The 26,506-nt window shown below is 35.7% G+C and carries 27 protein-coding genes; all 27 read right to left on the reverse strand.

Annotated elements, in window-relative coordinates:
- On the reverse strand, window positions 1-228 hold the full coding sequence (locus B3L86_RS09080) for a MoaD/ThiS family protein (RefSeq protein WP_035655384.1): 228 nt from the start codon (window positions 226-228) through the stop codon (window positions 1-3).
- Window positions 229-315: 87 nt separating this feature from the next.
- Complete coding sequence (mobA, locus tag B3L86_RS09085; RefSeq protein WP_291117972.1) at window positions 316-906, reverse strand: molybdenum cofactor guanylyltransferase; 591 nt, start codon at window positions 904-906, stop codon at window positions 316-318.
- Window positions 897-1,622, reverse strand: coding sequence for a sulfite exporter TauE/SafE family protein (locus B3L86_RS09090; RefSeq protein ID WP_291117975.1), 726 nt, complete (start codon window positions 1,620-1,622; stop codon window positions 897-899). Before B3L86_RS09090 ends, mobA begins: the two co-directional genes overlap by 10 nt.
- Before the next feature lie 2 nt (window positions 1,623-1,624).
- Window positions 1,625-2,812, reverse strand: coding sequence for a molybdopterin molybdotransferase MoeA (locus B3L86_RS09095; RefSeq protein WP_291117978.1), 1,188 nt, complete (start codon window positions 2,810-2,812; stop codon window positions 1,625-1,627).
- Window positions 2,812-3,792: a GTP 3',8-cyclase MoaA gene (moaA, locus tag B3L86_RS09100; protein WP_291117980.1), complete on the reverse strand. Its 981-nt coding sequence runs from the start codon at window positions 3,790-3,792 to the stop codon at window positions 2,812-2,814. Before moaA ends, B3L86_RS09095 begins: the two co-directional genes overlap by 1 nt.
- Entirely contained in the window at window positions 3,779-4,048 is a 270-nt protein-coding gene (locus B3L86_RS09105; RefSeq protein WP_026710009.1) for a DUF6755 family protein, read from the reverse strand. Before B3L86_RS09105 ends, moaA begins: the two co-directional genes overlap by 14 nt.
- 11 nt (window positions 4,049-4,059) lie before the next feature.
- Window positions 4,060-4,575, reverse strand: coding sequence for a Rieske (2Fe-2S) protein (locus B3L86_RS09110; RefSeq protein WP_291117985.1), 516 nt, complete (start codon window positions 4,573-4,575; stop codon window positions 4,060-4,062).
- Between the two features lie 9 nt (window positions 4,576-4,584).
- Window positions 4,585-5,157, reverse strand: coding sequence for a 4Fe-4S dicluster domain-containing protein (locus B3L86_RS09115; protein WP_026710007.1), 573 nt, complete (start codon window positions 5,155-5,157; stop codon window positions 4,585-4,587).
- Window positions 5,158-5,168: 11 nt separating this feature from the next.
- Complete coding sequence (locus B3L86_RS09120; protein WP_291117989.1) at window positions 5,169-7,385, reverse strand: molybdopterin oxidoreductase family protein; 2,217 nt, start codon at window positions 7,383-7,385, stop codon at window positions 5,169-5,171.
- An 11-nt stretch (window positions 7,386-7,396) separates the two neighbouring features.
- Window positions 7,397-8,452: an MFS transporter gene (locus tag B3L86_RS09125; RefSeq protein WP_291117992.1), complete on the reverse strand. Its 1,056-nt coding sequence runs from the start codon at window positions 8,450-8,452 to the stop codon at window positions 7,397-7,399.
- A gap of 39 nt (window positions 8,453-8,491) precedes the next feature.
- Entirely contained in the window at window positions 8,492-9,817 is a 1,326-nt protein-coding gene (locus B3L86_RS09130) for an MFS transporter (RefSeq protein ID WP_291117995.1), read from the reverse strand.
- Between the two features lie 28 nt (window positions 9,818-9,845).
- Window positions 9,846-11,306 (reverse strand): MFS transporter, encoded by a 1,461-nt coding sequence (locus B3L86_RS09135; RefSeq protein ID WP_291117997.1) that lies wholly within the window; start codon window positions 11,304-11,306, stop codon window positions 9,846-9,848.
- Between the two features lie 81 nt (window positions 11,307-11,387).
- Window positions 11,388-11,759, reverse strand: coding sequence for a group III truncated hemoglobin (locus B3L86_RS09140; RefSeq protein WP_291117999.1), 372 nt, complete (start codon window positions 11,757-11,759; stop codon window positions 11,388-11,390).
- 19 nt (window positions 11,760-11,778) lie between these two features.
- Window positions 11,779-12,546 (reverse strand): ABC transporter permease subunit, encoded by a 768-nt coding sequence (locus B3L86_RS09145; protein WP_291118002.1) that lies wholly within the window; start codon window positions 12,544-12,546, stop codon window positions 11,779-11,781.
- Window positions 12,543-13,250: an ABC transporter ATP-binding protein gene (locus tag B3L86_RS09150; protein WP_291118005.1), complete on the reverse strand. Its 708-nt coding sequence runs from the start codon at window positions 13,248-13,250 to the stop codon at window positions 12,543-12,545. Before B3L86_RS09150 ends, B3L86_RS09145 begins: the two co-directional genes overlap by 4 nt.
- Window positions 13,247-14,476 carry a nitrous oxide reductase family maturation protein NosD gene (locus B3L86_RS09155; protein ID WP_291118008.1) on the reverse strand — a complete coding sequence of 410 codons (1,230 nt, stop codon included), beginning with the start codon at window positions 14,474-14,476 and terminating at the stop codon, window positions 13,247-13,249. The genes B3L86_RS09150 and B3L86_RS09155 overlap by 4 nt, the downstream gene beginning before the upstream one ends.
- A gap of 8 nt (window positions 14,477-14,484) precedes the next feature.
- Window positions 14,485-15,495: a nitrous oxide reductase accessory protein NosL gene (locus tag B3L86_RS09160; protein WP_291118011.1), complete on the reverse strand. Its 1,011-nt coding sequence runs from the start codon at window positions 15,493-15,495 to the stop codon at window positions 14,485-14,487.
- A gap of 50 nt (window positions 15,496-15,545) precedes the next feature.
- Window positions 15,546-17,522 carry a Sec-dependent nitrous-oxide reductase gene (nosZ, locus tag B3L86_RS09165; RefSeq protein WP_291118013.1) on the reverse strand — a complete coding sequence of 659 codons (1,977 nt, stop codon included), beginning with the start codon at window positions 17,520-17,522 and terminating at the stop codon, window positions 15,546-15,548.
- Between the two features lie 37 nt (window positions 17,523-17,559).
- Entirely contained in the window at window positions 17,560-18,030 is a 471-nt protein-coding gene (locus B3L86_RS09170) for a c-type cytochrome (protein ID WP_291118017.1), read from the reverse strand.
- 563 nt (window positions 18,031-18,593) lie between these two features.
- Window positions 18,594-19,925: a cbb3-type cytochrome c oxidase subunit I gene (locus B3L86_RS09175; RefSeq protein WP_291118019.1), complete on the reverse strand. Its 1,332-nt coding sequence runs from the start codon at window positions 19,923-19,925 to the stop codon at window positions 18,594-18,596.
- A 2-nt stretch (window positions 19,926-19,927) separates the two neighbouring features.
- Window positions 19,928-20,356, reverse strand: coding sequence for a c-type cytochrome (locus tag B3L86_RS09180; protein ID WP_291118022.1), 429 nt, complete (start codon window positions 20,354-20,356; stop codon window positions 19,928-19,930).
- Window positions 20,343-21,884, reverse strand: coding sequence for an L-aspartate oxidase (gene nadB / locus B3L86_RS09185; RefSeq protein ID WP_291118025.1), 1,542 nt, complete (start codon window positions 21,882-21,884; stop codon window positions 20,343-20,345). The genes B3L86_RS09180 and nadB overlap by 14 nt, the downstream gene beginning before the upstream one ends.
- Before the next feature lie 4 nt (window positions 21,885-21,888).
- Complete coding sequence (nadA, locus tag B3L86_RS09190; protein WP_291118026.1) at window positions 21,889-22,821, reverse strand: quinolinate synthase NadA; 933 nt, start codon at window positions 22,819-22,821, stop codon at window positions 21,889-21,891.
- A gap of 39 nt (window positions 22,822-22,860) precedes the next feature.
- Entirely contained in the window at window positions 22,861-23,295 is a 435-nt protein-coding gene (locus tag B3L86_RS09195; protein WP_291118029.1) for an RrF2 family transcriptional regulator, read from the reverse strand.
- A gap of 88 nt (window positions 23,296-23,383) precedes the next feature.
- The gene (locus B3L86_RS09200; RefSeq protein WP_291118032.1) at window positions 23,384-24,067 is read right to left on the reverse strand and encodes an anaerobic ribonucleoside-triphosphate reductase activating protein; all 684 of its coding nucleotides are present in this window, start codon (window positions 24,065-24,067) and stop codon (window positions 23,384-23,386) included.
- On the reverse strand, window positions 24,051-24,221 hold the full coding sequence (nrdD, locus tag B3L86_RS09205; RefSeq protein WP_291118035.1) for an anaerobic ribonucleoside-triphosphate reductase: 171 nt from the start codon (window positions 24,219-24,221) through the stop codon (window positions 24,051-24,053). The genes B3L86_RS09200 and nrdD overlap by 17 nt, the downstream gene beginning before the upstream one ends.
- The gene (locus B3L86_RS09210; protein WP_291118038.1) at window positions 24,199-26,319 is read right to left on the reverse strand and encodes a ribonucleoside triphosphate reductase; all 2,121 of its coding nucleotides are present in this window, start codon (window positions 26,317-26,319) and stop codon (window positions 24,199-24,201) included. Before B3L86_RS09210 ends, nrdD begins: the two co-directional genes overlap by 23 nt.
- Window positions 26,320-26,506 lie beyond the last annotated feature (187 nt).

Genomic DNA, 26,506 nt, shown 5'->3' on the forward strand with positions numbered 1-26,506 from the left:
TTATCCTCCTGAAAATGGTGGCATCAAAGCCAATTCTTTTACATCCTCTACTACAAAATTAGCAGAAGCCATTTGATGGTTAACTGCGAATTGAATAGGAATATCCTTTAACAAAGGGAATTGATTCCTCAAAAAAACCTCCATATCTCCAATAGTTTGAAATGAATCCCATGGAACTTGATCCTTGTCAATGTATTCTGATAAAATTCCAAAAAGTAAAATAGTCATAAAATATTGTTTGTTAAGTTGGTTTTCTTGACCAAATTTAATTCTTCAAATATGGTTGGTGGAGAACACTATAAGGTTCATATTAATTTAGTCCGGAGATTTGTTCTCCATAACAAAGTAAGCTTTCAATTTCTCTAAATCTTCAGGCTTGTTGCAATTTAGTAAAATTTCGTCATGAATCCATGCATCTACAGGATAGATTTGCTTATTTATTTTCTCTAAAAAATCCATCATTTTGTAATTTCCATTTTGAATTTGATTTGTAATCACCGGTAAAATACACTTATGATAAATACCAATGAGAGGATACAACCGCTCTTTAAAACTCACAACAGTACATGGTAGCCCTTTTGCATGATTCGCAAGTGCTTGTAGCACCTGAGTCGGAAACAGAGGAATGTCACAAGACAAATAACACACATAGGAAGTTGGAGCATGTTTCAATGACTGATAAAGGCCTCCCAATGGTCCTATTTGTGGGTTATTGTCCGAAATAGAGTGTAGCCCATATTTTGTGTTTTCACTCTCTTTTGTAACCAGAATGGGGCTATATCCTATTTTTTTAATAGCATGTGTCATCCGCTCTAAGAATGTATATTCTCCCAAAGCTAGATTTGCTTTATCGTATTTCATACGCGAACTATTTCCTGCTACGGTAATATAAAAAGTTATGTCCATATCAGTTTTATTACAGCAATTAAAAGTACCAATGCTAAAATCTTTTTTAGTAAAGATTCATTAAAACGATTGGCTCCAAAATACGACCCTAAAAATCCACCTACCAAAGTTACTCCAAGTATATTCAAAAAACTATCGGGAATATAAATTTGATTTTTCCACAACCCTATTAACCCTGAAATAGAATTTACAACAATAAACAAAGCACTTACTATAGCTGCTTGTTTTACGTTTGACCATGAAAACCAGAGCAAAACTGGAGTTAAAAGAATTCCTCCCCCTATTCCTATTAATCCTGAAATAAAACCAATAATAGCTCCAGTAAACCATAAAATCCAAAAGGAAGTCACTTTGATTTCATGGATTTTTATGTTGTCATTTCTTATAAATCGCACAATCGGAATCAATAGTACGGTTGCTAAAAGCCATTTAAATGCTATTGATGGCATGTTGATACTTCCCCCCAAAAATGCCATGGGAACTGAGCCTAAAAATAAGGGCATAAGTAATGATAGATCAGGCTTTATTTTTCTTCTGAAATTTAAAAAAGCTACAGATGCCACTACTATATTTAGCAAAAGAGCATTGGTTCTAATATCTAAAGGCAATAATGCCATTAGTGTCATCACTGCTATATAACCACTTGCACCACCATGACCAATTCCTGCATATAGAAATGCGACCAAAAAAAATAACAAAGACCAATACACTTCCATGGTTACAAGTCTACATAATTAAGTTCAATACCTTCAGAACATTGTTCCATAAAATCAGGTAAACAAACCAAAGCATTCGCTCTTGAAAAAGCATCCATCCGATAGCTTTCTTGTCCTTGTAAAAAGTAAAGTTTGTTCTGCTCTTGATAGGCCTTGACCCAATGAGTAAGCCCTTGTTTCTTTTGATAAGGCGTTAACAAAGTTCCTTTTTTGAAGGTTATAAAATCCCCTTCAGGTTGCATATATTTCCTTAGAAATGGTTTTACATAAGTATGAAAGCAACTAAAAACCGCAGCTGGATTTCCTGGCAAAGCAAAAACATATTGTGAAATTTTGCTTCCAAAAAAAATAGGCTTACCCGGTTTTTGTTGAACTTTATAAAACAATTTATTTATTCCAATAGACTGAAGTGATGCTTGCACAAAATCGAAATCTCCTACGGAAATCCCACCGGTTATTAACACTACATCAGAACATTCAAGTGCTGCCTTGATGCTCTCTGAAGTGGCACTGTAGGTGTCTTTGGTATAAAACAATTTCACAATTTCTATTCCTAAATCGTCTAACAGTGTAGTTAATGTAATACCATTTGACTCATAAATCTGTCCAAACTTTAGTGTTTCTCCAGGAGCAATTAATTCATCTCCGGTAATAACCAAGCTTACTTTTGGTTTTGTATATACATCGAGATGTGTTATTCCGAATGTTGATAGAAATGAAATTACACCACTACTTATTTTGGTTCCTTTATTTAAAATTAAAGTGTTTTTTTGGGTTTGAGAGCCCAAAGTCCGAATGTGATCCCCTTTTTGAATGGGTTTATCCAGGAATTTCATCTGATTGTCATCACTCAAAATCCATTCTTTCATCACAACTGTATCTGCCCCTTCTGGTATTGGTGCACCGGTAAATATCTTGTAAGCTTCACCCGGAGATAACTGATAACATTGGGTGTCGCCAGCTTTAACTATGCCAGAACATATGATGGTTTTGTTTTCATGCCAATCACTCCAACGAATAGCATAACCGTCCATTGCTGCATTTGTAAAAGGAGGCACAGCGATGGGAGCAAAAATATCTGAAGCTACAAAAGCGTCTTTTGCAGCTAAAAGCGGCAACGTTTGTACTGTGGGAAGAGGTATTTGTTTTTCAAGAATTTCAAATGCCTTTTGAACTGTTATAAAATCCATCAGCCACCTATTTTGATCATACTTCTATTATCGATTAATTCCGGATTTAGCTTAGTAAAATCACCTTGCATTTGTCCACCTAAAGCTTGGTGTTTTAAGAATAACGCTTTACGAATAATGGGTTCAATGGGTGCACTACTTCTCAATGCTGTAAGTAAATCTAATTCGTCTTTTCCAAAAAGGCAATTTTTCATTTTACCATCAGCAGTCAGTCGCATTCTGTTACAATCACTACAAAAAGGCTGGCTCATTGTAGTAATGAAAGCAAAAGTTCCTTCGAAACCAATCACTTTAAACTTTTTTGCTGTATCGTGTTTTTTATCTTTAAGTTTAACCACATCAAACTGAGATGAAATTTGTTGAAGCATTACGTCAAATGGAACTACTTTTAGAGAGTTCCATTGGTTTTTATCGAAAGGCATAAATTCGATGAATCGCACATGTAGGGGTAATTTTTGAGTAAGTTGGACGAAATTCACAACCTCATCTTGATTTACACCATTCATAACAACTACGTTTAGCTTGACCGAAAATTTATGTTTAATCAATAACAAAATATTTTCCCAAACCTGATTAAAAGAATTTCTTTTGGTGAGTTCATGGAATTTTTTTGGACACATCGTGTCTAAGCTAACATTGAGCGATTTTATACCGGAATCTTTAAACGTTTGAATAAATTGATGTACCAAAAAGCCATTAGTTGTAAGCGTGAGTTCAACAGGTAAACCAGACAAGTCCTTAATAATATTTTGGGAGTCTTTTCTAACCAAGGGTTCGCCTCCGGTTAATCGTATTTTAGTAACACCTAAACTGCTGAATGTTTTTGCTATTTCAAAAATCTCATCCCTTTGCATCAAGTGACGTTGGGGCATAAAAGTAATGTCTTCATTGGGCATACAGTATAAACAACGGAAGTTGCAACTATCTGTCAATGAGACCCTCAAATAATCATGTTTTCGTTGAAATTTATCGTATAGCACTTCTTTTGGCTGTTTTAGTTTTTTTGCCCATTGGAATATAGTATAATAATCCAAGACAAATTAAAAAGATGACAACAGAGGCATAAAATGCAATGGTTGCGACATTTTGATCATTGTCCAATGTATAGTTCAGAGCCGTGTAAAGTAGCCAAATTTGTAATCCAACGTTCATAACCAAGATAACAATAACTGTAGATAATATTACATTAAGTTTGTTTGTATTGGCATTATTCTGATTGGTTCTAAAATTACTCATAGTGTTTGTATTTATACCGAAGTATTCACCTCAGGACCCGTTACAAATATCTCATTATTTCTTACAATCACCTCTAAATGAGGCAATTTACGAGGTGGTGGCCCTGCAATTACTGAACCGTTGTTGGCATCAAAAAAACCATTATGACAAGGGCAAATAATTTGTCCGGAACCCGGTTGGTAATAAACGGAACAAGACAAATGGGTGCATTTTTGTTCGTAAGCTTTGAAAGACCCGTCTTCCAAATGAATAAGAATATAAGGTATGGTACTTCCTTCAATGACAAACGATTTGGTTCCTCCCAAGGGAACGTCTTCAACAGTACAAATAAAATGTTCGCCTTCAACCGGACTCTTCGGGAAAAAATTAGCTTTTGCAGCCACTAATCCGCTACCAAAGGCCAAACCACCTGAAACGAGTGTCAGCATTTTGGCAAATTCACGTCTACCTACCAAAGCGGCATTTTGCTTGTGATAAGGAAAATCTTGTTTCCAATTTTCTTCTTCTTGATTATTTTTCTGACTCATAGTTTTATTCTAATAAATTCGTAATTCGTTGCTGCCTTTTGGCATCATGATGTTCACTTTAGTATTGACTATTTCTTCTCCGAAAATAAAAGTATTTACCGGGGTGCTGTTGGGTCTCATCTCTGCAATCTCTTCTCGAGTGCCAAAAAACAAGGCTCCACTCGGACATACCGTTGCACACATCGGTTTTTTTCCGATACTGGTTCGGTCATAACACATGGTGCATTTCATCATCAAATCATATTCTTCCACTTTTTTAGGGACTCCAAACGGACAAGCTTGTACACAATTGGAACAACCAATACAACGTTCAGTGTTTGCTGTATGAACAATTCCAAATTCGTCCTTAGAAATGGCGTCAGCAGGACAGACATTGGCACAAACCGGGTCTTCACAATGCATACAAACTTGTACCGTGGTTTGAATTGTCGTTGCACGATCCACATAATTTACGTGAATCATGGATTCATGACCGTTGGTTTCGCATTCAGCACACGCCATTTCACAGGCTTTGCATCCGATACAACGTTGCATGTCTACAAAAAACTCTAAGTTAGGATTATACATATTTTCTATACTCATAGTAATTTTTTTTAGGTACTTTGATATGCTTTTACCATTTCTGAAGCCGGAGCTATTTCTCCTAATGGTTCTAATTTACATGCTGACACTTTAAATTCCGGAATTTTAGAGATTGGATCTAAGGTTCCAGGAGTTAATTGGTTTGCTGATTTTTTTCCCGGCCAATGGTAGGGAATAAAAACGGTATCTGTTCTGATCGTGTCTACGATGTTTGCCGGAAATATTGCTTCTCCCCGACGGGTAGAAACTTTTACCAATTCTCTTTGTTTAATACCAAATTTGGAAGCCATATCCGGATGAATTTCCAACAATGGTTCTGGGTATTGATTAACTAGTTTTCCTATTCTTCTGGTTTGCGTACCACTAAGGTATTGTGAAACCACTCTACCTGTAGTTAGGATTACAGGATATTCTTCATCTGTAATTTCGCCTGGTAATTTATAAGGAACCGCATTAAAATGAGCTTTCCCATCGGGCGTTTTAAATTTACGATCTTCCCAAAGACGTGGCGTGCCGGGATGTCCTTCAGTTGGACATGGCCAAAATACACCCATTTCATCAACTATTCGCTTATATGTAATACCATAATAATCAGCAGTACCTCCTTTGGATGCAACTCTTAATTCATTAAAAATAGCTTCACTATTCTCATAGGTAAATTTATCTTTTACACCTAATCTTTCTGCTAACTCGAGAATGATGGAAGTATCTGTTCGAGCGTTTCCTGGAGGGTTAACTGCTTTATTAATTTTAATTACTCTCCCTTCTGCTGAAGTAGTGGTTCCTTCTTCTTCCTCTTGCAACGAACCCGGTAAGACGATATTAGCATGTCTGGCAGTTTCATTTAAAAAGAAGTCAATACAGACGTAATATTCCAGTTTTTCTAGAGCTTCGCGGACGTAGTTACTGTTGGGCAATGACACTAATGGGTTAAAACATATCGATATCAACCCTTTGATTTCCCCGCGGTGTATGGCTTCAATTATTTCGTAGGCAGAAAGTCCCTTACCGGGCATCTCTTCTTCTTTGATTCCCCAAACATCTGCAATATATTTTCGATGTTCCGGGTTTTCAATATCTCTGTTTCCAGGAAGCTGATCGCACTTATGACCGTGTTCTCTTCCGCCTTGCCCATTTCCTTGACCGGTTATGGTTGCATAACCACAATAAGGTTTACCAATTCTTCCGGTTGCTAAAACCAAATTAATACACCCTAAAACATTATCTACACCTTTGGAATGGTGTTCTATTCCGCGTGCATGTAATAAAAAACTGGTGTTGGCTTTGCCCCACCATTCTGCTGCTAATTTAATTTTTTCTTTATCTATGCCTGTTATTTCTTCGGCCCATTCGAGCGAATAATCTTTGACAGAAGCTATTGTTTGTTCAAAGCCTGAGGTATGATTATCAATAAAATCGTGATCCAACATATCGTGTTGCACGAGGTAATTTAACATAGCACCATATAAAGCCGAATCGGTACCCGGTCTAACATCTAAATGTAAATCAGCTGTTCTTGCTAAAGGTATTACTCTTGGATCTATAACTATAAGTTTGGCTCCTCTATCTCTGGCTTTCCAAATCCAATGCGTCAACGTTGGAAAAGTTTCACTCACATTGGCACCAGCAACTATGATTACTTCTGCCTTTTCGAGGTCTGAGTAGTTGTTTGAGCCGCGATCTAATCCAAATGCTTTTTTATTTCCTGCCCCAGCACTTACCATGCATAAACGACCGTTATAATCGAGGTTTTTAGTTTTTAATGCTACACGAGCAAACTTTCCAACTAAATAACTCTTTTCATTGGTCAAAGAAACCCCTGAAAGCATGGCAAAAGCATCATTGCCATAGGTATTCTGAATTCTTTTGATTTCGGAAACTGTTTCAGCCATTGCATCTTCCCAAGAAACAGTAACAAAACCTTTTCCGGGTATGCTTTTTATCGGATCCATTAATCGATCCGGATGATTGTTTTGCAAATATCGCTGAACTCCTTTTGGACACAATCTCCCTTCATTGAAAGGGAATTCCATCCAAGGATCAAAGCCAACCACTTTATCATTTTTAACCAAAAGTTTAATACCACATTGCATGCCACAAAAACAACAATGTGTTTTTACCACTTCATCAGGCTCGTCTCTTCCGGGAAAACCTTCTTTTGGAGGATAATTTAATGTAGGACCATATTGGTCTATAATTTTTTCTATTTCAACAGGTAATTTTGCCATAACTTATTTTTTTATCCAAATAAATTTCCACCTTTAAGCCTTGCTTCCAGGTGAGCTTTTGCTAATAATGATCTTTTTCCTTCCGGACTTAAATCTAAGTGTGACGTGCCATCAGGTTTCTCAAAATTAAACCCTAATTCTTTGGTCACTTCTTTTAAATCGTTTACGTGCATTTGGGTATCAAATTCATTTCCGGTATGCGGACAAACAGCCATTCCAAGTCTAACACCTTCTTCTTTATAAATGTGAGCACCAATTTGAGCCGGTCTTTGAATGATGTGGAAAAACTTTCCAAAAGGAATCCAAATCAAAAAGACAATTACTGATATGGCATGCAGTACTGCCAGAAAATCAAATGCAAAACCCTTCATGAACTGGTAGGAATAAGTTAATCCTAAACCGGTTACTGAAATGACAATCAATAATATTAATGGTAATAAATCACTTTCAAAATTTTGAGTAGCAATAAGTCCGGGCTGGGTTAAACGTTTACGAAGGAAATACAAAGAACCAAAAATTACCATATAAGAAGACCAATTTAATGCATGAAAAGTCATAAAGGCAACTAGGGAACCTAATTTAAAATTAAAAACAGTAAAACCGAAAAAGTGAGCTTCATAGATATCAATACCTCCAGGTGCAAGCGTAAAGTGTACCCATCCAAAAGTTAGTGGCAAGGTAATGGCAAAAGCAGTCATACAACCAAAAGCAATCAGAAAGTGGGCCAACCAACGGTACTTCCCTCTCGGGTATACAAATTTTTGAAGACCAATATTTAAAACGCTTTTTTTAAAGAAAAGTCCAAAATGATATAATATTCTTCCTTTAAAAAACAATTGAAAACCTCTTTTAAAGTACATCCACGTTGGAGGTCGTTGTATCCAAACGGTATAACGATATGTCACTCCAAAGAGGGCAAATATGGTTCCGAATAAATAAGTAATCAATGCTGCATCAAAATTTTGCAAATCTCTGGAACCATAAAAGATGAGTATCAACAACAATACCGTTGTGAATGAAGCTATCAATAAAGCTTTTCTATTAATATTTCTTACAAGGTTTAACATATTTTTTTTTTTAAATATACGAATTTAATTTAAAATCAACTAACTAGGTCGCTCACAACCTTTACGAGTATAATAATACCAATTCGTCCAAGTTGCCCATACAGAAATAATTCCAATCAAAGAAAAGAAGGGAATTGCTGTTCCAGTAATCTCAATAGACTGACCTATTAGGATGTTGTAAATGAAAGGTCCAAATGCGGCAACGGCAGCTGTCCAACCGATTACTCCGGCAGCTTTTCTTGGTGAATCAGAAAAAATAATAGGAAATTGTCTAAAAGTTGCTGCATTACCCACACCGGTAAAAAAGAAGATCACCATGACTAAACCAACAAACCATGGAAATTGTTCCATAGAAGTAGGCGTTAAGACACCCATAAAAATCATTAATGCGATGCAGCTAACAATTGCTATTCCGGTGATCTGTGTTAATATTGCTCCTCCTGTTTTATCTGCTATTTTTCCAAAAACCACTCTTACAGCAGAACCAATTAAAGGCCCATAGAAAGCATATTTCAAAGGGTCTGGTGCCTCAGGAAATTCACCATACAAAATTCTTATCAGCAATGGAAATGCTGCAGACATCCCGGCAAAAGTTCCAAAGGTCATAAAATAAGTCAACGTGCAATACCATGTATGCTTAGAACCAAAAATATCTAATTGTTCTTTGAAAGAAGCAACCACCGGTACGCTTCTAAGTTTTATCCAAGAAATAATCCCCATGATAAACAATGGAATTACATAAAAGAAGGCTATATTTTGAAGATAAATGACTTGCCCTGAATCCACTACAGTTTGGCCTCCACCCCATACAGCAACGATACTCACTCCAAGTAAAATAGGCGAAATTAATTGTACCAAACTCACTCCAAAGTTTCCAATACCCGCCTGTATTCCCAAGGCAGTTCCGATAAGTCTTTTAGGGAAAAAAGTACTTGTACTAGGCATAAAAGAAGAGAAATCACCTCCGCCCATACCCATTAAAAAAGCGATCACCATAAAATATCCAAATGATGAATTAGGATCACTAACGGCGAAACCAAGCATTAACAGAGGAATAATTTTAATTAGCGTAGCTACTGTAACAACCAATCGGGTACCGAACATTGGTATAAGGAAGGTGTGCAAAATTCTGAATAAACCACCGGCTAAACCCGGCATTGCCGCCAACCAGAAAAGTTGCATTTTGGTAAAACTAAATCCAATCACTGGAAGTTTAATCACCATTACACTGAACAAAAACCATGTTGCAAATGACATTACCAAACTGATGGTAGTTATTGTTAGGGTGTTCCATGCTATTTTTTTTCCTGTAGATTCCCAGAAAATCTCATCTTCCGGATTCCAATTTTTTATCCAACTACTCATAGGTTTAAAATTAAATTTTTAAAAAATATTATTCTTCGGCAAAAGATCCTTTTGGTTCTTTTAAAAAAATCAAACAAAACAAAAAACTGAACGCTGCTCCAGCTGCAATAATATAGAAGAAAGTCTGTGCATCAACCATTGAAAATATAACCAAATATACTACGGCACCCACATTACCATACGCTCCAGCCATACCGGAAATTTGTCCTGTCATTTTTTTATTTACAAACGGAATTACGGCAAAAGTAGCTCCCTCGGCACCTTGAACAAATAGCGAACAAATTATAGTGACTGCTACTGCCAACCCTAGCGACCAAGTAGCGTTTATAAAAGACATAGAGAAAAAACCTAAGGCAATACCGACCATATAAATTAACATTGTTCTTTTTCGGTTGCCTAATTTATCAGACAACCAGCCTCCTAAAGGTCTGGCAAATAAATTCACGAAAGCAAATGAACCCGCAACCATTCCAGCTAGTGTTGGAGATATGCTGAAGGTTTCCTGAAAGAAAAAGGGTAACATGGAAACAACTGCCAACTCAGCACCAAAATTTGCAAAATAAGTAGTATTTAAAGCTGCAACACTGCTAAACGAATATCTATCTTCTTTTGCTATGCCCTTCTTTAACAATGGGATGTTTATCTTGAGTGTCTTTATGATATGCATTACGAAGAAGAGAGCTAAAATTATCCAAATCGCATATAACCATTCCTCGGTTAAGAATTTTTCGGTACTCCCATTTGAAATTTGAACATTACTCAACCGCCAGGCCAATAATCCAAGAGCTCCCATCAACGGAAAAGACCAAATGATTAGTTGTACTAAATCACCCCACGAGGTTGCTATCAAAGGTTGTGTCTTTTTTATTCCTTGAAATTTTTTACCTTCGGGTGTATCTCTTACGACGATATAAAAAATGATTCCGTAAACAAAAGAAACTACCGCATTTAATGCAAGGGCATAACGCCAGCCATTCTCGTATTGTCCAAAAAATTCTAAAGCTATCCAAGGCAAAGTCATTGCTGCAAAAGCAGAACCAAAGTTACCCCACCCTGCATACAAACCTTCGGCTCTACCTACCATATTGGGTGGGAACCAATCGGCAACCAAACGAATTCCAATTACGAATCCTGCACCAATGCAACTTAAAAATAATCTGGCAATCAGCAATTGCATGAAACTTGTTCCAAATGCAAAAAATAAAATCGGTATTGTCATCACCATCAAAAGAATACTAAATACCTTTCTAGGTCCGAACCGATCTATTAATGATCCAATCACAATTCGAGCCGGAATAGTCAATGCTACGTTAGCTATTGCAAGAATCTTTATGTGATCCGGAGTTAACCAATTTAACTTTTCTAACATGGTACTAGCAATTGGTGCCATGTTAAACCATATATAAAAAGTTATAAAAAATGCTATCCAAGTATAGTGCAATAGCTTGATTCTCGGTTGTGAGAAATCGAGGAATTCTGGTTTGCCCATAATGTAAGTCCTAAAAGTTACCGCAAAGTAACTATTCTATAATTTAATAAAAACTGATAAATATCATTTAAACAAAAATTATTAATTTATGGTTTTGTACATAATGACATCCGAAATATTCTTAGCTCTCCTTTTAATTTCTTCGGCCTTTTCACCTTCAAAAAGTTCATCTACGGTTTGTCTGAAAACTATATTCCAATGCTCAAAATGAGTATGAGAAAGGGGGCATTTACTGTGTAATTCTTTGTGTTTCTGCATTGGATTCCCATCGAAGTTTCCCGTAAAAAAGAGAACATTCTCCCAAAAATCATACATCTTAGGCAAATGATTTTGCCAGTTTACTTTAGCCACATCATTGAACAAAAAACCAATGATGGCATCTGTTTTTATTTTCTCGTAAAACGCATCCACTAAACGGATAATGTCTGTTCTGTTATGTATATCTCTTTTCATCACAAATCAGTTGAAGTTGTTATAAATCTTTTCGGATGAATTTTCGCAGTGATAAATAGAAAGGAATTACCACCCAAAGTAGTAACAATCCAAACGAAGCAAAAAGACCAATAGTTGTTCCAAAAAAATCTTTAAAAATAGCTCCGGTATACCCCATCATTGCCGAAACATCTAAATGTAATAATATTTGAATTCGAGCCAAATCAATCGGACTTAAAGCCGTTACTCCCACCATTGCTTTTTCGATAGGATATTCAGACAGTTGAAATAAAAGAAAGAGTACCAAGCCATCAAAAATCAAAGCAAAATAAAGCCAGGTCATGATGGCAATTCCGATTCCTTTGGCTTTATCTCGCGTTACAATTGAACATAAAAAAGCTAAGGCAATAAACACGACAGAAATTAAAGAACCTACCAAAATCATCATCAAACCGACAGCATTTGGAGCATTGACTAACAACGGTATTCCCGCTCCAATAAAAAAAGCCAAGACCATGGAAGCACTCAATCCAAAAAATAAACTTTGCCAAATTTTGTTTCGTTTGATGGGCTGACTCAAAAGCAGTTCAATAAACTCAGAACTGTTATATAAATAAATGGTTGTGAATAAAATGGACACTAACGGAACGGTAAATAAAATGACATTTAAAATAGTTAAAAGCCCTTTGGCACTATTGTCTTCTAAACCAAAAGCACTCCAGGATAAGAGACTTAAAACAATTGTATAGATAACTACAATTTTGTTTTTTAAGATATCGGTCAATATAATTTTGATGATTCTGTTCATTGTTTTTGTTTTAGAATACTTGCAATGGCTTTTGATAATTTCGTTTCATTGGTTTCCGATTTCAAATCATCTACCTTTTTATGAAAATGAACCCTACCTTCTTGCATAAAGATAATTTCGGTAACCAAATCGTCTAATTCGCTCAACAAATGAGAGGTGATTAAAATCAATTTCCCTTTTTCTTTTTCTTTGATGATTTTATCTTTCAAAATTTCAGAAGCCAACGGGTCTAATCCCGCTGTAGGTTCGTCTAAGATTAAAACATCGGGATTAAATAAAAAAGCCAGTGTGGCACTTACTTTTTGGGTGGTTCCGCCGGAAAGTGTTCGCATTTGTTTATCGGCCATTGTATCCAGTTCAAAACTGTGCCACAATTCTTCGTCCAATTCTTGATTTGAATTTCGAATTGCTTTAATCATTTCTACAACGCCACCAATGGTCATTGTATCGGGATATCTTCCTATTTGAGGCATATAACCAATAGTTGCACGGTATAAATACTCTTTGACAATACTTTTTTTATTGAATTTTACAGAACCATTATCAGGCAAAACCATCCCTAAAATCGTTTTGATCAAGGTGGTTTTTCCGCAACCGTTTGGACCAATCAACGCAATACATTCTCCTTTTTTACAGGAAAGAGAAACATCACTAAGCACGTTTAACTTTCCGAATTTTTTATTTAAATTTTTAATTTCTATCATAACTTCAGTGGTTTCATGAGTGGTGCTTTGTCTACAAAATTGTCGGGTGTGATACTGGGCAAAACCTTTTCGGATTTATCCAATAATGTGATCATGAAACTTCGAAACAATAACATGGCGGAAGGATTTTTTTCTACCAAAACCGCAAACAAACTTAGCGGATGATAGGGCACATCGCCCAAACCATCTCTGTTAATATCATAACCTTCATATTTATCCCAATAGTTATTATTAAACGTGTTTAATACTAAACTTCCATTGGTTCCCATATCAAAAGTATTCCCTTGAAAATTGTTGTTTACAATTTCATTATCCATGCAACTGGCTTGAATCTTCATGGCCCAACCGTTGCCCTGAAAGCTGTTTTTTTCAATTTTGATGCGGTTGGTTCCTTCCATGTAAATGCCTGACGTATTGTTTTTAAAATGATTGGAATGAATATAACTATCTGAAATTTCTTTTAATAAAAGTCCGTAAGAAGAGGCTCCCCAGTTTTCGTCAAAATAATTATTGATCATCGTTACCTTTTTAGAAAACATCACGGCCACTCCTGCTCCATTATTTCTGAAAATATTGGTGATATAGGAATCGTTAGACGAAAACATAAAATGCAATCCGTAGCGAATATTATGCGTTGCGATGTTTCTCCAAATGACTGAATCGTATACAAATTCCAAATAAATGCCGTCACGATGTCCTTTGATTGTATTTCCAATAATTTGCAAATCATTACTTTTCCAAGCATGAATACCATTACCTATTTGTTGTTCTTCTTTTCCGTAAGCAATAATGGTATTGTTTTTAACGATACAGTTTCTACCGTTTTGAATGTAAATACCAAAGAAATTATCATCCAACTGATTTCCTTCAATGAGAACAAAAGTTTTATTGTAAACTTTTATTCCACATGGATCTTCTAAAGCTGCAAATCCGGAATTGATTACTTTAAATCCTTTAACCACCACACTATCGGCATGAATGGAAAGTACTTCCACTTTTTTTTGACCGTCTAAAATCGGAAAATCCTTTCCTAAAAAAACAATTTTTTTATCGATACGAATATTTCCTTCTTTATAAATCCCTTTATGCACCATAACAGTATCGCCCACCTCCGCTTTTTTTAGAGCTTGCTTGATGGTTTTGAAGGGTTTGTTTGTTCCCACCTCAAGCACTTGAGCCTGAAAAGAGGCAACAAAAAACAAAAAAAGAAGGCAGAATCTGTTCATGATCTTTTTTACTTATTTAAAATTTCATTCCAACTAATGGCTTGGGCTTTTAGTTTATCCCCAAAATTTTGGGCGTCCGAAAATGTGGTAAAAGCGGCAATGTTTCCATGCATAGGACTATTAATTTCACCATCTTTAATGAAGAACGCTTTAGTTGCATCAATCAATTGGTTGTTTTGGGTATAGTCATGTACATAATAACTTTTCACTTTTGTAGCACTGTTTTCTTCACAGTAATTCACCAAGCAGGAGATGTCATCGAACATATAAAAACGTCCTTTTTGGGTTTGAATTTGGGCTCCGAATTTCCCATCGGATACCGGCATTTTACAAAATTCGCAGGCATCACTATTCAATCTTATGGGTTGAGCCTCATTGCTTACACAAGCTGTAAGGAAACAAATGGGCACTAGTAACATTGCCATTTTTGGTTTCATAAAACGTTGGTACCACTTATATTCTATGGTCAACACGATAAAGATGAGTAACCCGCTACAAATCAACATCCACCCACCAATATCCGGCACCGAATAAGCTCCAAAATTCAACAATTGTTTGTAGCCAATTAACGGCGGTTGATAAGACATTCCCGGTACTTTAATCGCGGCATTGGGGTCTAAATTGTGTCCGTATTCATAGTTCCATCGGTAAAAATCGACACCCGCTACAATGGTAAAAAGTAGAAACGCACTGAATAATACAACAACCCCTTTTCTTTTGGCAATTAGAGCCATTGCTAAAGCAAACAGACCAAAAAAACCAATGATATAAGGCAGTATTTTAAATTCAATGAAATTTTCTGTATGTAAAGTCGCCATCCCAATATAATGGTTTAAGCCATTGATAATTTCCACATCACCACCAATTTTATGAGCGTGTAATTTTAACACCAATCCTTCCGGATATTGCGGTGCATCTAAATCAATTTGCCACATGGGAAAATAAAGTGAACCCAAAAACAAGCCTGCTACCACCAAAAGTAAAACTCTTGAGAGTAAAGCTATTTTTACTTTTTTCATTTTTTTTTGAATTAAGGGAGCATCAAGAAACTGACGCTCCCTTTGAATTATTATTTACTAGCCGGCACATTTGTGCCTAAACTATAATGAAGAGGAACATTAGCCCCTTTAGGAGATACGCGAATATAACCTTGCATTTCCTGATGTAAGGCACTACAGAAGTCGGTACAGTAGAATGGGAATGTACCCACTCTGTCCGGAACCCATTTTAGAGTTGTGGTTTCACCCGGCATGATTAGCAATTCGCCATTATTAGCCCCTTTTACAGCAAAGCCATGTGGCACATCCCAATCTTGTTCTAAATTGGTTACATGGAAATACACCTCATCACCCAAGAAGACCCCTTCAATATTATCCGGAGCAAAATGCGAACGCATAGAAGTCATGTAAACATGTACTTTATTCCCTTCGCGAACCACTTTAGCTTCTTTCTCCCCTTTTGCAACATACGGGTGTTTATTGTCTTCTAATTTATAGAATTTCAATTGTCCGTTGTTTCGAATCAAATCTGCGGGTGCTGCTTGAGCATAATGAGGTTCACCAATGGTTGGGAAATCTAAAATTAATTGCATTTTATCACCACTGATGTCATAAATCTGAGCACTCTGACACAATTCGGGTCCGGTTGGCAAATAACGGTCTTTGGTTATTTTATTATAAGCTACTAAATATTTACCGAAAGGTTTTTTACTGTCACCCCCTGGAATACATAAGTGACCCACTGAATAATAAGTAGGGACTCTATCCAACACTTGAAGTGTTTTGATATCCCATTTCACTACTTCTGAGGAAACGAACATGGTTGTATATGCATTCCCTTTTCCATCAAATTCGGTATGTAACGGACCAAGACCCGGTTTTTTAACTTCTCCATGTAAAACCGATTCGTATTTAAGCACCGGAATTCCACTATAATCACCTTCGTATGCTTTGTCTTTAATTGCTTTTTGTAGTTTATCAAAACTGAATACAGGAATCAATGCGGCTAATTTACCTGAACCAACAATATATTCTCCGGTAGGATCCACATCACAACCATGAGGCGACTTAGGACAAGGAATCATGTAGCATATATCTTTTAGCTCAGAAGCATCCAGCACTAAAACTTCTGTTTTAATAACCGATTTACCTGTGTGTGTATGTTCGTCCCAAGTGTTATGAGCATAACGTACTTTCTGTTTTTTTCCTTTTCCGGCTCGTACATATTCTTCGGCTTTTTTCCAATTTACCGCCATGATAAAATCTTTGTCTTTTTGTGAAGCGTTAACCTCTAAAAGAGTGTTAGCTTGTTCTGTGTTATAGCATGAAAAGAAAAACCATCCGTGTGATTTGCCTTTTCCGGCATGAGACAAGTCAAAATTTACGCCCGGAGTCATGATTTGAAAAGCAATATCCATTTCGCCATTTTTACCAACGCTCACAAAACTAATGTGTCCTTTGTAATTTTCTTTATAGGTGTTGATTGGTACGTCACCATTTTCATAATCACCAGGTACACTAAAACGAGTTCCGGCCACCACATATTCGGTGTTTTCAGTTATGAAAGGCGACGAGTGATTTCCGCCACTGTTAGGTAGTTCAATAATTTCTGCTGTTTTAAATGTTTTTAAATCGATACGAGCAATTCTTGGTGTATTATTGGCATTACCAAACACCCAGCGTCCATCTACCTCGCCATTGGTTTGAGAAAGTTCTGTGTGATGTAAATCATCCCAGGGCACAAATCCGTGTGATGTATTTAACATGGGTTTTGTTTCTTCGCTATATCCCCATCCTTTTTCAGGGTCAACAGAGAAAACCGGAATGACTCTGAACAATCTTCCGCTTGGAAGCCCGTAAACACTTAATTGTCCACTGAATCCACCGGAAACAAAATTATAAAACTCGTCATATTTCCCAGGAGCCACATAGGCTTTTTGAGCCGCGTCTCCACTAACCGTATCACTTGTGTTTTTGGGTTTACAGGAACCCATGAAAGCTGCAATAAGTACTATTACAGTAGTCATTTTTAAAAATTTTGTTTTCATATACTTTCGCTTTATATTATTATTTATTATTTTTTTATTACTTCACACCATCGTTTTGACGCATGTATTCCAACACATTTCTGGCATCGTCGTCTGAAAGTGCTTGATTGGGCATTCTCACTAAACACAATTCCAATTGAGCTTGTAATTCAGGGTCTTTGTCTATCATTGGATCCGGATTTATTGCAAAATTCATAAGCCATTGTGGTGTTCTTCGTTCTGTCACCCCTTTCCATCCTGGACCAACTAAACGTTCGTCGGTTAATTTGTGACATGACATACATTTAACTCCTGCTATTTTTTCTCCTTCAGCAGCCATGGCTACATCCAATCCGACACCTAAGTCTACTGTAGAATATTTACCTTCACCTCGGTTTGGATCATAGGAAGATGGATCTGAAGTTTCTGTTGAAGAAGACTTTGAAAAATCCTCTCCTGCATTGGTTTTATCTTTACCACACGAAATGAATAAGAGTAAACCAAGTGCTAGTGCATACATTTTGTTCATATTAATTTAGGTTAAAATTATGATACAAATTTCTATCCTAATTATTCGAAAATTTATGATTGCAATCATACCTATGACATTTTTTTAGCTTTTATCATTGCCTTACAAACAAAACGTCTGAATGGATAAACTATGGATTACCAATATCATGTATTTGTTCTCAATTAATTGTAGTAGTGGGAGCAATACATTATATCTGAAAAAATCAGTAAGCTTTGAATTTAACAGTAAACACTATTGAAAACAAAAAAGAATTGGATGGAAAAAGTGTACTTTCAAGGAGTAAAATGCAACTGTTTTACAGAAATATTATTTTAACCCGTTGGGTGTAATTNNTTCATCTTTGATGAAAATTCGAATTTAATCGAATAATTATTATAAAAAATTAGTGAATTAGTGGCAAAATTATTTCCAAAATTTAATTACACCCAACGGGTTATTTTAATTTCCTATGGGTTTTTAATCGTTGAAAAAACCTTAGTTGAAAACAACCAAGTAGCTAAAACTGTATTAAGCAATTACCTTGTGCATAACCACTCAAAGTCTATTTTGAGCTGCATTTATTAAATGCTCTTAAACAATCGAAAACGTGCCCTTTGCCTGAAGGAGTAAAAAAGTAAATACAATACCACACATGCTAAACTTACAAACAAGATTGTTCCGGTGATGATGAATCCAATCATCCACGGACGACTTCTTAGCATCATTTGACCAAAAACACCTTCTGAGATTCCTGCTTGCCATAAAGCTCTTTGAATGCCCATTCCGGTTAATGTTATTAAAAAAAGTAGTAATGCAATTTGAGAACTCCAGAAAACAAACGTCATTCTTTTTAAAGCTTTTATACTATCAAATGTAGGTTTGATAAAATAAAAAGCTCCAGCCAACACAATCATTGTATTTATTCCAATGGTAGTTCCCATAGCATGAGCAACGGTAATTTGTGTGCCATGAGTATATAAATTAAAAGCAGGTATTGACATTAATAAAGCAATCGCCAAGTTAATCATCACCCAATAATCAGCTGCCATTAAAAATCGATAGGGGAAAAAATAATAATGTGTTCTGTTTTCCATCAGTTGTTGATTCCAATTATAAAAAATACGAAGTAGAATAATCCATTCTGTCATACTTACGATATAAGAGATGTGGTGAATGTATCGATCTGTTGGAAGAATGTAGATATGATGTCCCCAATTGAACATTAAATTAAACAACCCTAAAAAATACATAGCAAAAGCTAATTTACTTTGACCCATTTTTTCATCTCCTGAAATTTTTACCATTAAATAAAAAGCCAAACCGTAAATCATTTGATTTATGGCTCCCACAATCGATCCGTTAACTTTCCATTGCAAAGTCATATCGGTGATTAAATGTTCTTTAAAATAAGGAAAAATCCAGAGGTAGTTTTCTATAAAAATAAAAGCAAAAAATACAAGTCCGGTGAACCACATCCATTTATAAACCGGCCATTTTTTATAGGAACCTGCGTTTTTTAAATAAAATAGTAGAAAAATGAAATAAGAAATCAGAATGGGTAATGCCCAAATTGGTTTGAATTCCCAATACTCTCTTCCTCCAAAATCGCCGGTGAAATAGCTGTAAAAAATTCCAACTAAAGCAATCAGCCATAACGACAAATGAATGTTTAAAAGATTGTATGAAAGGGGCTTGATGGTCTCTTTTTGAAGAGCAAAAGTTACACAAGCCAATCCCCCTACAACTACACCAAAATAGGCACTGGTTACATGCAACGGCCGTAGCGTTAAAAAACCAATAAATTCAGATTTGGCATCTGACAAACGATATGCAAATGAGGCTAAAAATCCAAAAAGTAATCCTAAGAAAAGTAATAACAATGCCAATCGTAGCAGCCAAGTTCCTGATTTCATTTTTAATGATCTAAAGTAAATGTTCCGTTTAATTGAGGCGAGTAATGTTGCGGATTTGCAGTACCGGTTTCGTTCATGGATTGTAAAAAAACGAGTATATCCTCCATTTCCTGATTTGTCAAATCAAAAGCGGGCATTAGTCCCATTCCATTACTGATGACTGTTTTTAAAAACACATTCGAATATCCGGGTTTAGCAATTACGTTGGTTAAATCAGGTCCCAAATAGCCTCCTAAACCATATAATTGATGACAAGTATGGCAGTTGTGTTTTTGCCAAACATCCTTACCAGCGGCAGCCTGCTTAAGTAATGTTGCTTTTTGGGGGTCTTTTTCCCGCATCGGTTTCAGATAAATAGAAAAGGAAAAGATTATAAATAATACACTTAGCGTTATAAAAATCGTAATCGGTGTAAATTTAACTGAAGGCATATTCATTCATTTTGTTTGTTTCTAAATGAAGGGCGTGTGACGATTGATTGATGATAATCATGGCGGTTTGTAGCATGTTTTCCAGTTCGCAGCAATTTTTACATCGGTAATAATAATCAACACATTCCATCAAATCGGTATGAATTTTAATCAATTGGGTCAGTGCTTTCATCTTTTCCTCCTGGTTTCCATGTAAAACCCGATAAGTCATTATCTGTTTCACTTGGCATTTGAAATTGTACAGCACTTTTGGGAAAATAACTGCATCAGCTTTTGCTTTACTGTTTTGGAGAATAGTTTTTCTAGGAACAATTAGATGGGTGTCGTCTATTATTTGTTTTGAAGCATTATAGGAAAAAACTAAGGCTTCCAAAAGCGAATTAGAAGCTAAGCGATTGGCTCCATGCAGACCTGTGCAGGAGCATTCTCCCAATGCATACAAATTTTTCACCGATGTTTGGCCACAATCATTTACTTCAATACCCCCACATTGGTAATGAGCAACCGGTACAATAGGTATTAAATCGGTCTCCGGATTGCCTCCAATTTCTTTACATTTATTAAAAATAGTTGGGAACTGGTTTTTGAAGTCTTCCTGATTTAAATGACGAACATCCAAATAGACACAATCTTCTTTGGAATGGTTGATTTCTTTGGTAATAGCTTCAGAAACAATATCTCTTGTAGCCAATTCACCTCTAATATCATAATCAAACAAAAATCTTTTTCCATTTGAATTTATTAAATGCCCTCCAAAACCTCTGACCGCTTCCGAAATCAAAAACAAATTGCTCTTTCCTTTTTCATATAAAGCTGTAGGATGATACTGAATGTATTGCATATCGGCAATAGTTGCTCCTGCTCTAAATGCCATTGCAATTCCATCACCTGTTGCAATTTCAGGATTTGAAGTGTAGTTAAACAATTGTCCACTGCCCCCTGTAGCTAATACTATTGCTTGTGCAAAAATAGTTTTCTCTTCGTTATCAGTTCCAGTCATATAACTCATCCCAATAGCAACATTCTCATCCGATTCATTATCTGTAATGACATCCACACAAAAAGCATTGGCTAGTACTTTAATGTTTTTTGCTGCTGCAATTTTAGCCCACAAAACCTCTTGTATATGGAAGCCTGTTTTGTCTTTGTAATGCACGACTCTATTTTGACTGTGTCCCCCTTCTAAAGCTAGATCCAACTTGCCGTTTGTGGTGGTGTCAAATTCAGCACCCCAATTAATTAGTTCATTCAAACGTTGCGGTGCTTGTTTAATGACCATTTCCACTACATTTTTATTGCATTTTCCTTGACCTGCACTCAAAGTATCTTTGATATGTTGTTCAAAACTATCTGTAATTTGATTATAAACCGTTGCAATACCTCCTTGTGCTAAAGAAGTATTTGTCACTTCGGGTTCGCTTTTAGTCAATACAACAATCTTTAGATTTGGTTTTCTTTCATTGAGTTGAATAGCCAAAGAAAGTCCTGCTATGCCGGTTCCGGATATTACTACATCACATGTTTTCATTATATTACATTTTAAGCATTCGTTGAATGGGTTTTTGAGCTTTGCCTATGAGCTCATCTGCAAGTAGCACTTCCGGAGATTCTTCCAAAAGACACTGATACAGTTTTTCTAAAGAATTCATTTTCATAAAAGCACATTCGCTACAAGCACAGGTGTTATCTTCTTTTGATGGTGCAGGAATAAGTATTTTATGAGGAACTTCTTGTTGCATTTTGTGCAAAATTCCATTTTCGGTTGCGATAATAAATTTTGTTTCCGGAGACGCTTTTATATAATTAATCATACCGGAAGTAGAACCAATATATTGAGCCGTTTTTAAAATATGGGCCTCAGATTCCGGGTGAGCCACAATCACGGCATCCGGATTTTTTTGGTATAAATCAATTAATTTTTCCAATGAAAAAGCTTCGTGAACCACACAAGAACCCTCCCATAAAACCATATCTCTTCCTGTTTCTTTAATGAGGTATTTCCCTAGATTTTTATCCGGTGCAAAAACAATATTCTCCTCTTTTGGAATTGCATTAATCACCTTAACAGCATTTGACGAAGTACAAACATAGTCGCTCATGGTTTTAATTTCAGCAGAACAGTTAATGTAAGTAACCACTTTATGATTTGGGTAGTTTTTTAAAAAATCTCTAAACTTATCCGGTGGACATCCATCCGCCAGAGAACATCCGGCATTTACATCAGGCACTAACACTACTTTATTAGGATTCAAAACTTTAGCCGTTTCAGCCATAAAATAAACCCCTGCAAAAACAATAATTTCTGCATTAGTTGTGGCTGCTTTTCTTGATAATTCTAAACTATCCCCCACAAAATCGGCTATTTCTTGTATTTCCGGTGATTGATAGTAATGAGCTAAAATGACTGCTTTCTTTTGCTGCTTGAGAGCAAAAATTTTTTGTTGTAATACGTTTTTTTCTTTCATTGTAATAGGACTTTTTTGTCTTATTAAAAGTCAAACTTTTTAAATTTTTAAAAAGGTTTCATTTTCTGCTAAACCAGCAATTAAATCGGCCAAGGTAGTATTGTCGAATGCCTTTTTCAACTGTTCTCTAATTGGTTTGTATTGATTATGAAACGGACAAGGTTTTACTTCAGAACAATCATTTAGACCAAGACTACAACGTTTATAAACCGAATCACCATCAATTGCTACAATAATAGCTCCCAATTTAATGCTTGCTAGTTTTTCTTTAGCAATAAAAAAACCGCCGCCATTTCCTTTAAGCGAATCGACGATTTTATTTTTTGCTAACTTTTGAAGAATTTTAGCCGTAAACGACTCCGGGGAATCAATTTTTCTGGCAATTTCCCGCAAACTAATTCGATCACCCTGCTGTGTTTCTGCCGCAATAATAATGGTAGCTCTAACAGCGTATTCACAAGTTTTAGATAACATTTTTTATTTCAAAAATAGCACTATTTTTTCACAATTCTACGAGCAAAATTATAAAGACATAAAGAAAGAAGGTATGATTTAAATCATATTACCTCATCGAAATTTGAATTTTCATTGTAGACAAATGGTTATAGTCCATAGCTTTTGAATGTTGAAGCGGTGCTATGGTTATCGATTCGTTTCTAAAATGTTGCAAATAATATGTTCCTTCATAACCATTTATCTCTAATAAATGTATCATTTCTAAGATATCGTCTTCCTTTAGTAATTCGGAATGAATGGTGGTTCGCACTTCATGTGTAACTTCATGTTTTTGAATTACAGTCAAACTTTCAAAAAACTGGTTGTAAAAATTTGCTTTGGTTATGTCTTTCGTTTTCAGTTTAGTAGCTTTAAAATCTAAGGCTATATAGTCTATCAGTTTTAATTTCAAAGCTGCTGCTAACCGATGTGGCATGCTCCCATTGGTATCTACTTTGACCAAAAAACCCATTGTTTTAATTGAATGCATGGCATCCAATACTTCTTTGTGTAACAAACATTCTCCACCACTAAATACGACAGCATCTAACAAGCCTTTCCGTTTTTCTAAGAAAGAGAGTATTTCGGGAATAGAATAATTTCCCTTCCCGAAAACAATCTCCGGATTGTAGCAATAACTGCACTTCATGTTACATCCGGGAAACCAAAGAATACATGCCGTATGGTCAGGATAATCTAATAATGTGAAAGCAGTAATGCTATGAATCTTCTTTTTAGCACTTGGTTTCATTAAAATGGGTACGTTGTTTGTGTTCCCCTTTTTTTCCAATGTTAAAGCTTTCAACCGGTCGATGATAACCCATCACTCTGGTGTAAACTAAGCATTTTGTTCGCATTTCGTTGTGTTGTCCCAACACTAATTTAGAAAGGGTTTGTGTTTTCATGTTTATTTGAGTTAAGTTTTTCTATTAAAATTTCGTCACATTTCGGGCAATATTCATGTTCACCGTTTAGATATCCGTGAATCGCACAAACGCTAAATACAGGCGTTACGGTAATATATGGCAATTTGAAATTCGTAATTACCTTTTTAACAAAGTTGCGGCAAGCTTCAACAGAGCTTATCTTTTCATTCATATACAAATGCAAAACGGTACCTCCGGTGTATTTACACTGCAAATCATCCTGCATTAATAAAGCCTCAAACGGATCTTCTGTATAATCTACTGGAATTTGTGAACTGTTAGTATAATAGATGTTTTCTCCCTCTCCAGCTTGAATAATGTTAGGATAACGCTTTTTATCCTCTTTCGCAAAACGATAGGTAGTTCCCTCTGCGGGCGTTGCTTCCAAATTGTATAAATTTCCAGTTTCTTCCTGAAACTGTTTCATTCTGTTTCGGATATACTCCAGTATTTCTGTGGCCATATCCGTTCCAAAAGTACTTGTAATATCATGTGCCCCTTTCGTAAAGTTTAAAATCATTTCGTTGATACCGTTGACACCTATCGTAGAAAAATGGTTTCTAAAATGAGGCAAATACCTTTTGGTATAGGGATATAATCCTCGATCATACATGTCTTGTACAAACACTCGTTTTTTTTCTAAAGTAGATTTAGCCAATTCCATTAAATAATCCACTTGTTGATAAAGTCCTGTTTTATTTTCCGGATATAAATAACCTAAGCGAGCCATATTGATGGTCACTACACCAATACTTCCTGTCATTTCAGCACTTCCAAATAAACCATTTCCGCGTTTTAATAACTCTCGTAAATCGAGTTGCAAACGACAACACATGCTTCTAACGGCATTAGGTTTATAGGCATTTGGGTTTTCAACTTTTTCACCATTAGTATCATAAACATATTGGCTACCAATAAAATTTTGAAAATAGGAAGAACCAATTTTAGCTGTGTTTTCAAAAAGAATATCGGTGTTTTCACCATACCAATCAAATTCTTCGGTAATGTTTACAGTAGGAATTGGAAATGTAAAAGGTTGGCCGTTAGCATCCCCTTCCGTCATAACAGTATAGTAGGCCTTGTTTATTAAATTCATTTCGGGTTGAAAATGTTCGTACCGTAGTTCCAATGGTGATGCTACTCCCCTCTCTTTTGCCCTTTGTAAAAAGGCTTCTCCCTTTGAATTTAAAAATAGATGCTCATTATTGCGGGTTGGTATTTGTACTTTTAAATCATCCGGTACCACCCAGTCTAAAGTAATATTAGTAAATGGTGATTGTCCCCATCTGGCCGGTACATTAAGATTATATACAAAACTTCGAACGGCTTTCAGTATCTCTTCGAAGCTCAAATTGTCTTTAAAAACATACGGAGCCAAATAAGTATCAAAAGAACTAAAGGCTTGAGCTCCAGCCCATTCACTTTGTAATATACCTAAAAAATTGGCCATTTGTCCCAAAGCTTCTCTAAAATGAGCCGGTGGTTTGCTTTCTACTCTACCTCTAACTCCGTTGAAACCATCGTTTAATAGTACCCTCAAACTCCAGCCGGCACAATACCCCGTTAGACAATCTAAATCATGAATATGGTAGTCGCCATTTCGGTGTGCAAAACCTTCTTCCTTTGAATACACTTTGTCTAACCAATAATTAGCTATAATTTTTCCGGCTACATTATTTACTAAGCCGGCATTAGAATAAGAGGTGTTTGCGTTAGCATTAATTCGCCAATCCGTTTGAGAAATATACTCTTCAATAGTTTGTGTGCTGTCCACATACGAAGTATCTTCATTTAAGCCCAATATGTGTTCCCTTTGCATTTTTCGAGTATGCCTGTAAACCATAAACGACTTCATCACGTCAAAATAACCCCTACTGAACAACACTTTTTCAATAATATCTTGAATCTCTTCAACGGCCCAAGTCTCTTTATCATCCAATTTATGCAGCACATCTTCTACTACCAATGGATTATAATTTTGCAATTCGCTTTCAAATGCTTTTTCGATTGCTTGTTCTATTTTGAACAATTCAAATGGTTTGAAAACACCGTTTCTTTTAATAACATATTTTTCCATGAAATTTAATTTGAATAATTAATTTATCGAATGAATTATCAAATTTAATTTAAATAGGATATTTTTATCCTGTTTTAATAATATAATATCAACAAGTTAATTTGATTTTTTGTTGATAAGTTTAATTTAGAATGGAAAAATAAAAATTAAAAAACTTCTGCATCGTTTAAATTACTACCTAAAAAAG

Origin of the sequence: Flavobacterium sp. UBA6135, assembly GCF_002428305.1 — a bacterium.
Classification (GTDB): Bacteria; Bacteroidota; Bacteroidia; order Flavobacteriales; family Flavobacteriaceae; genus Flavobacterium.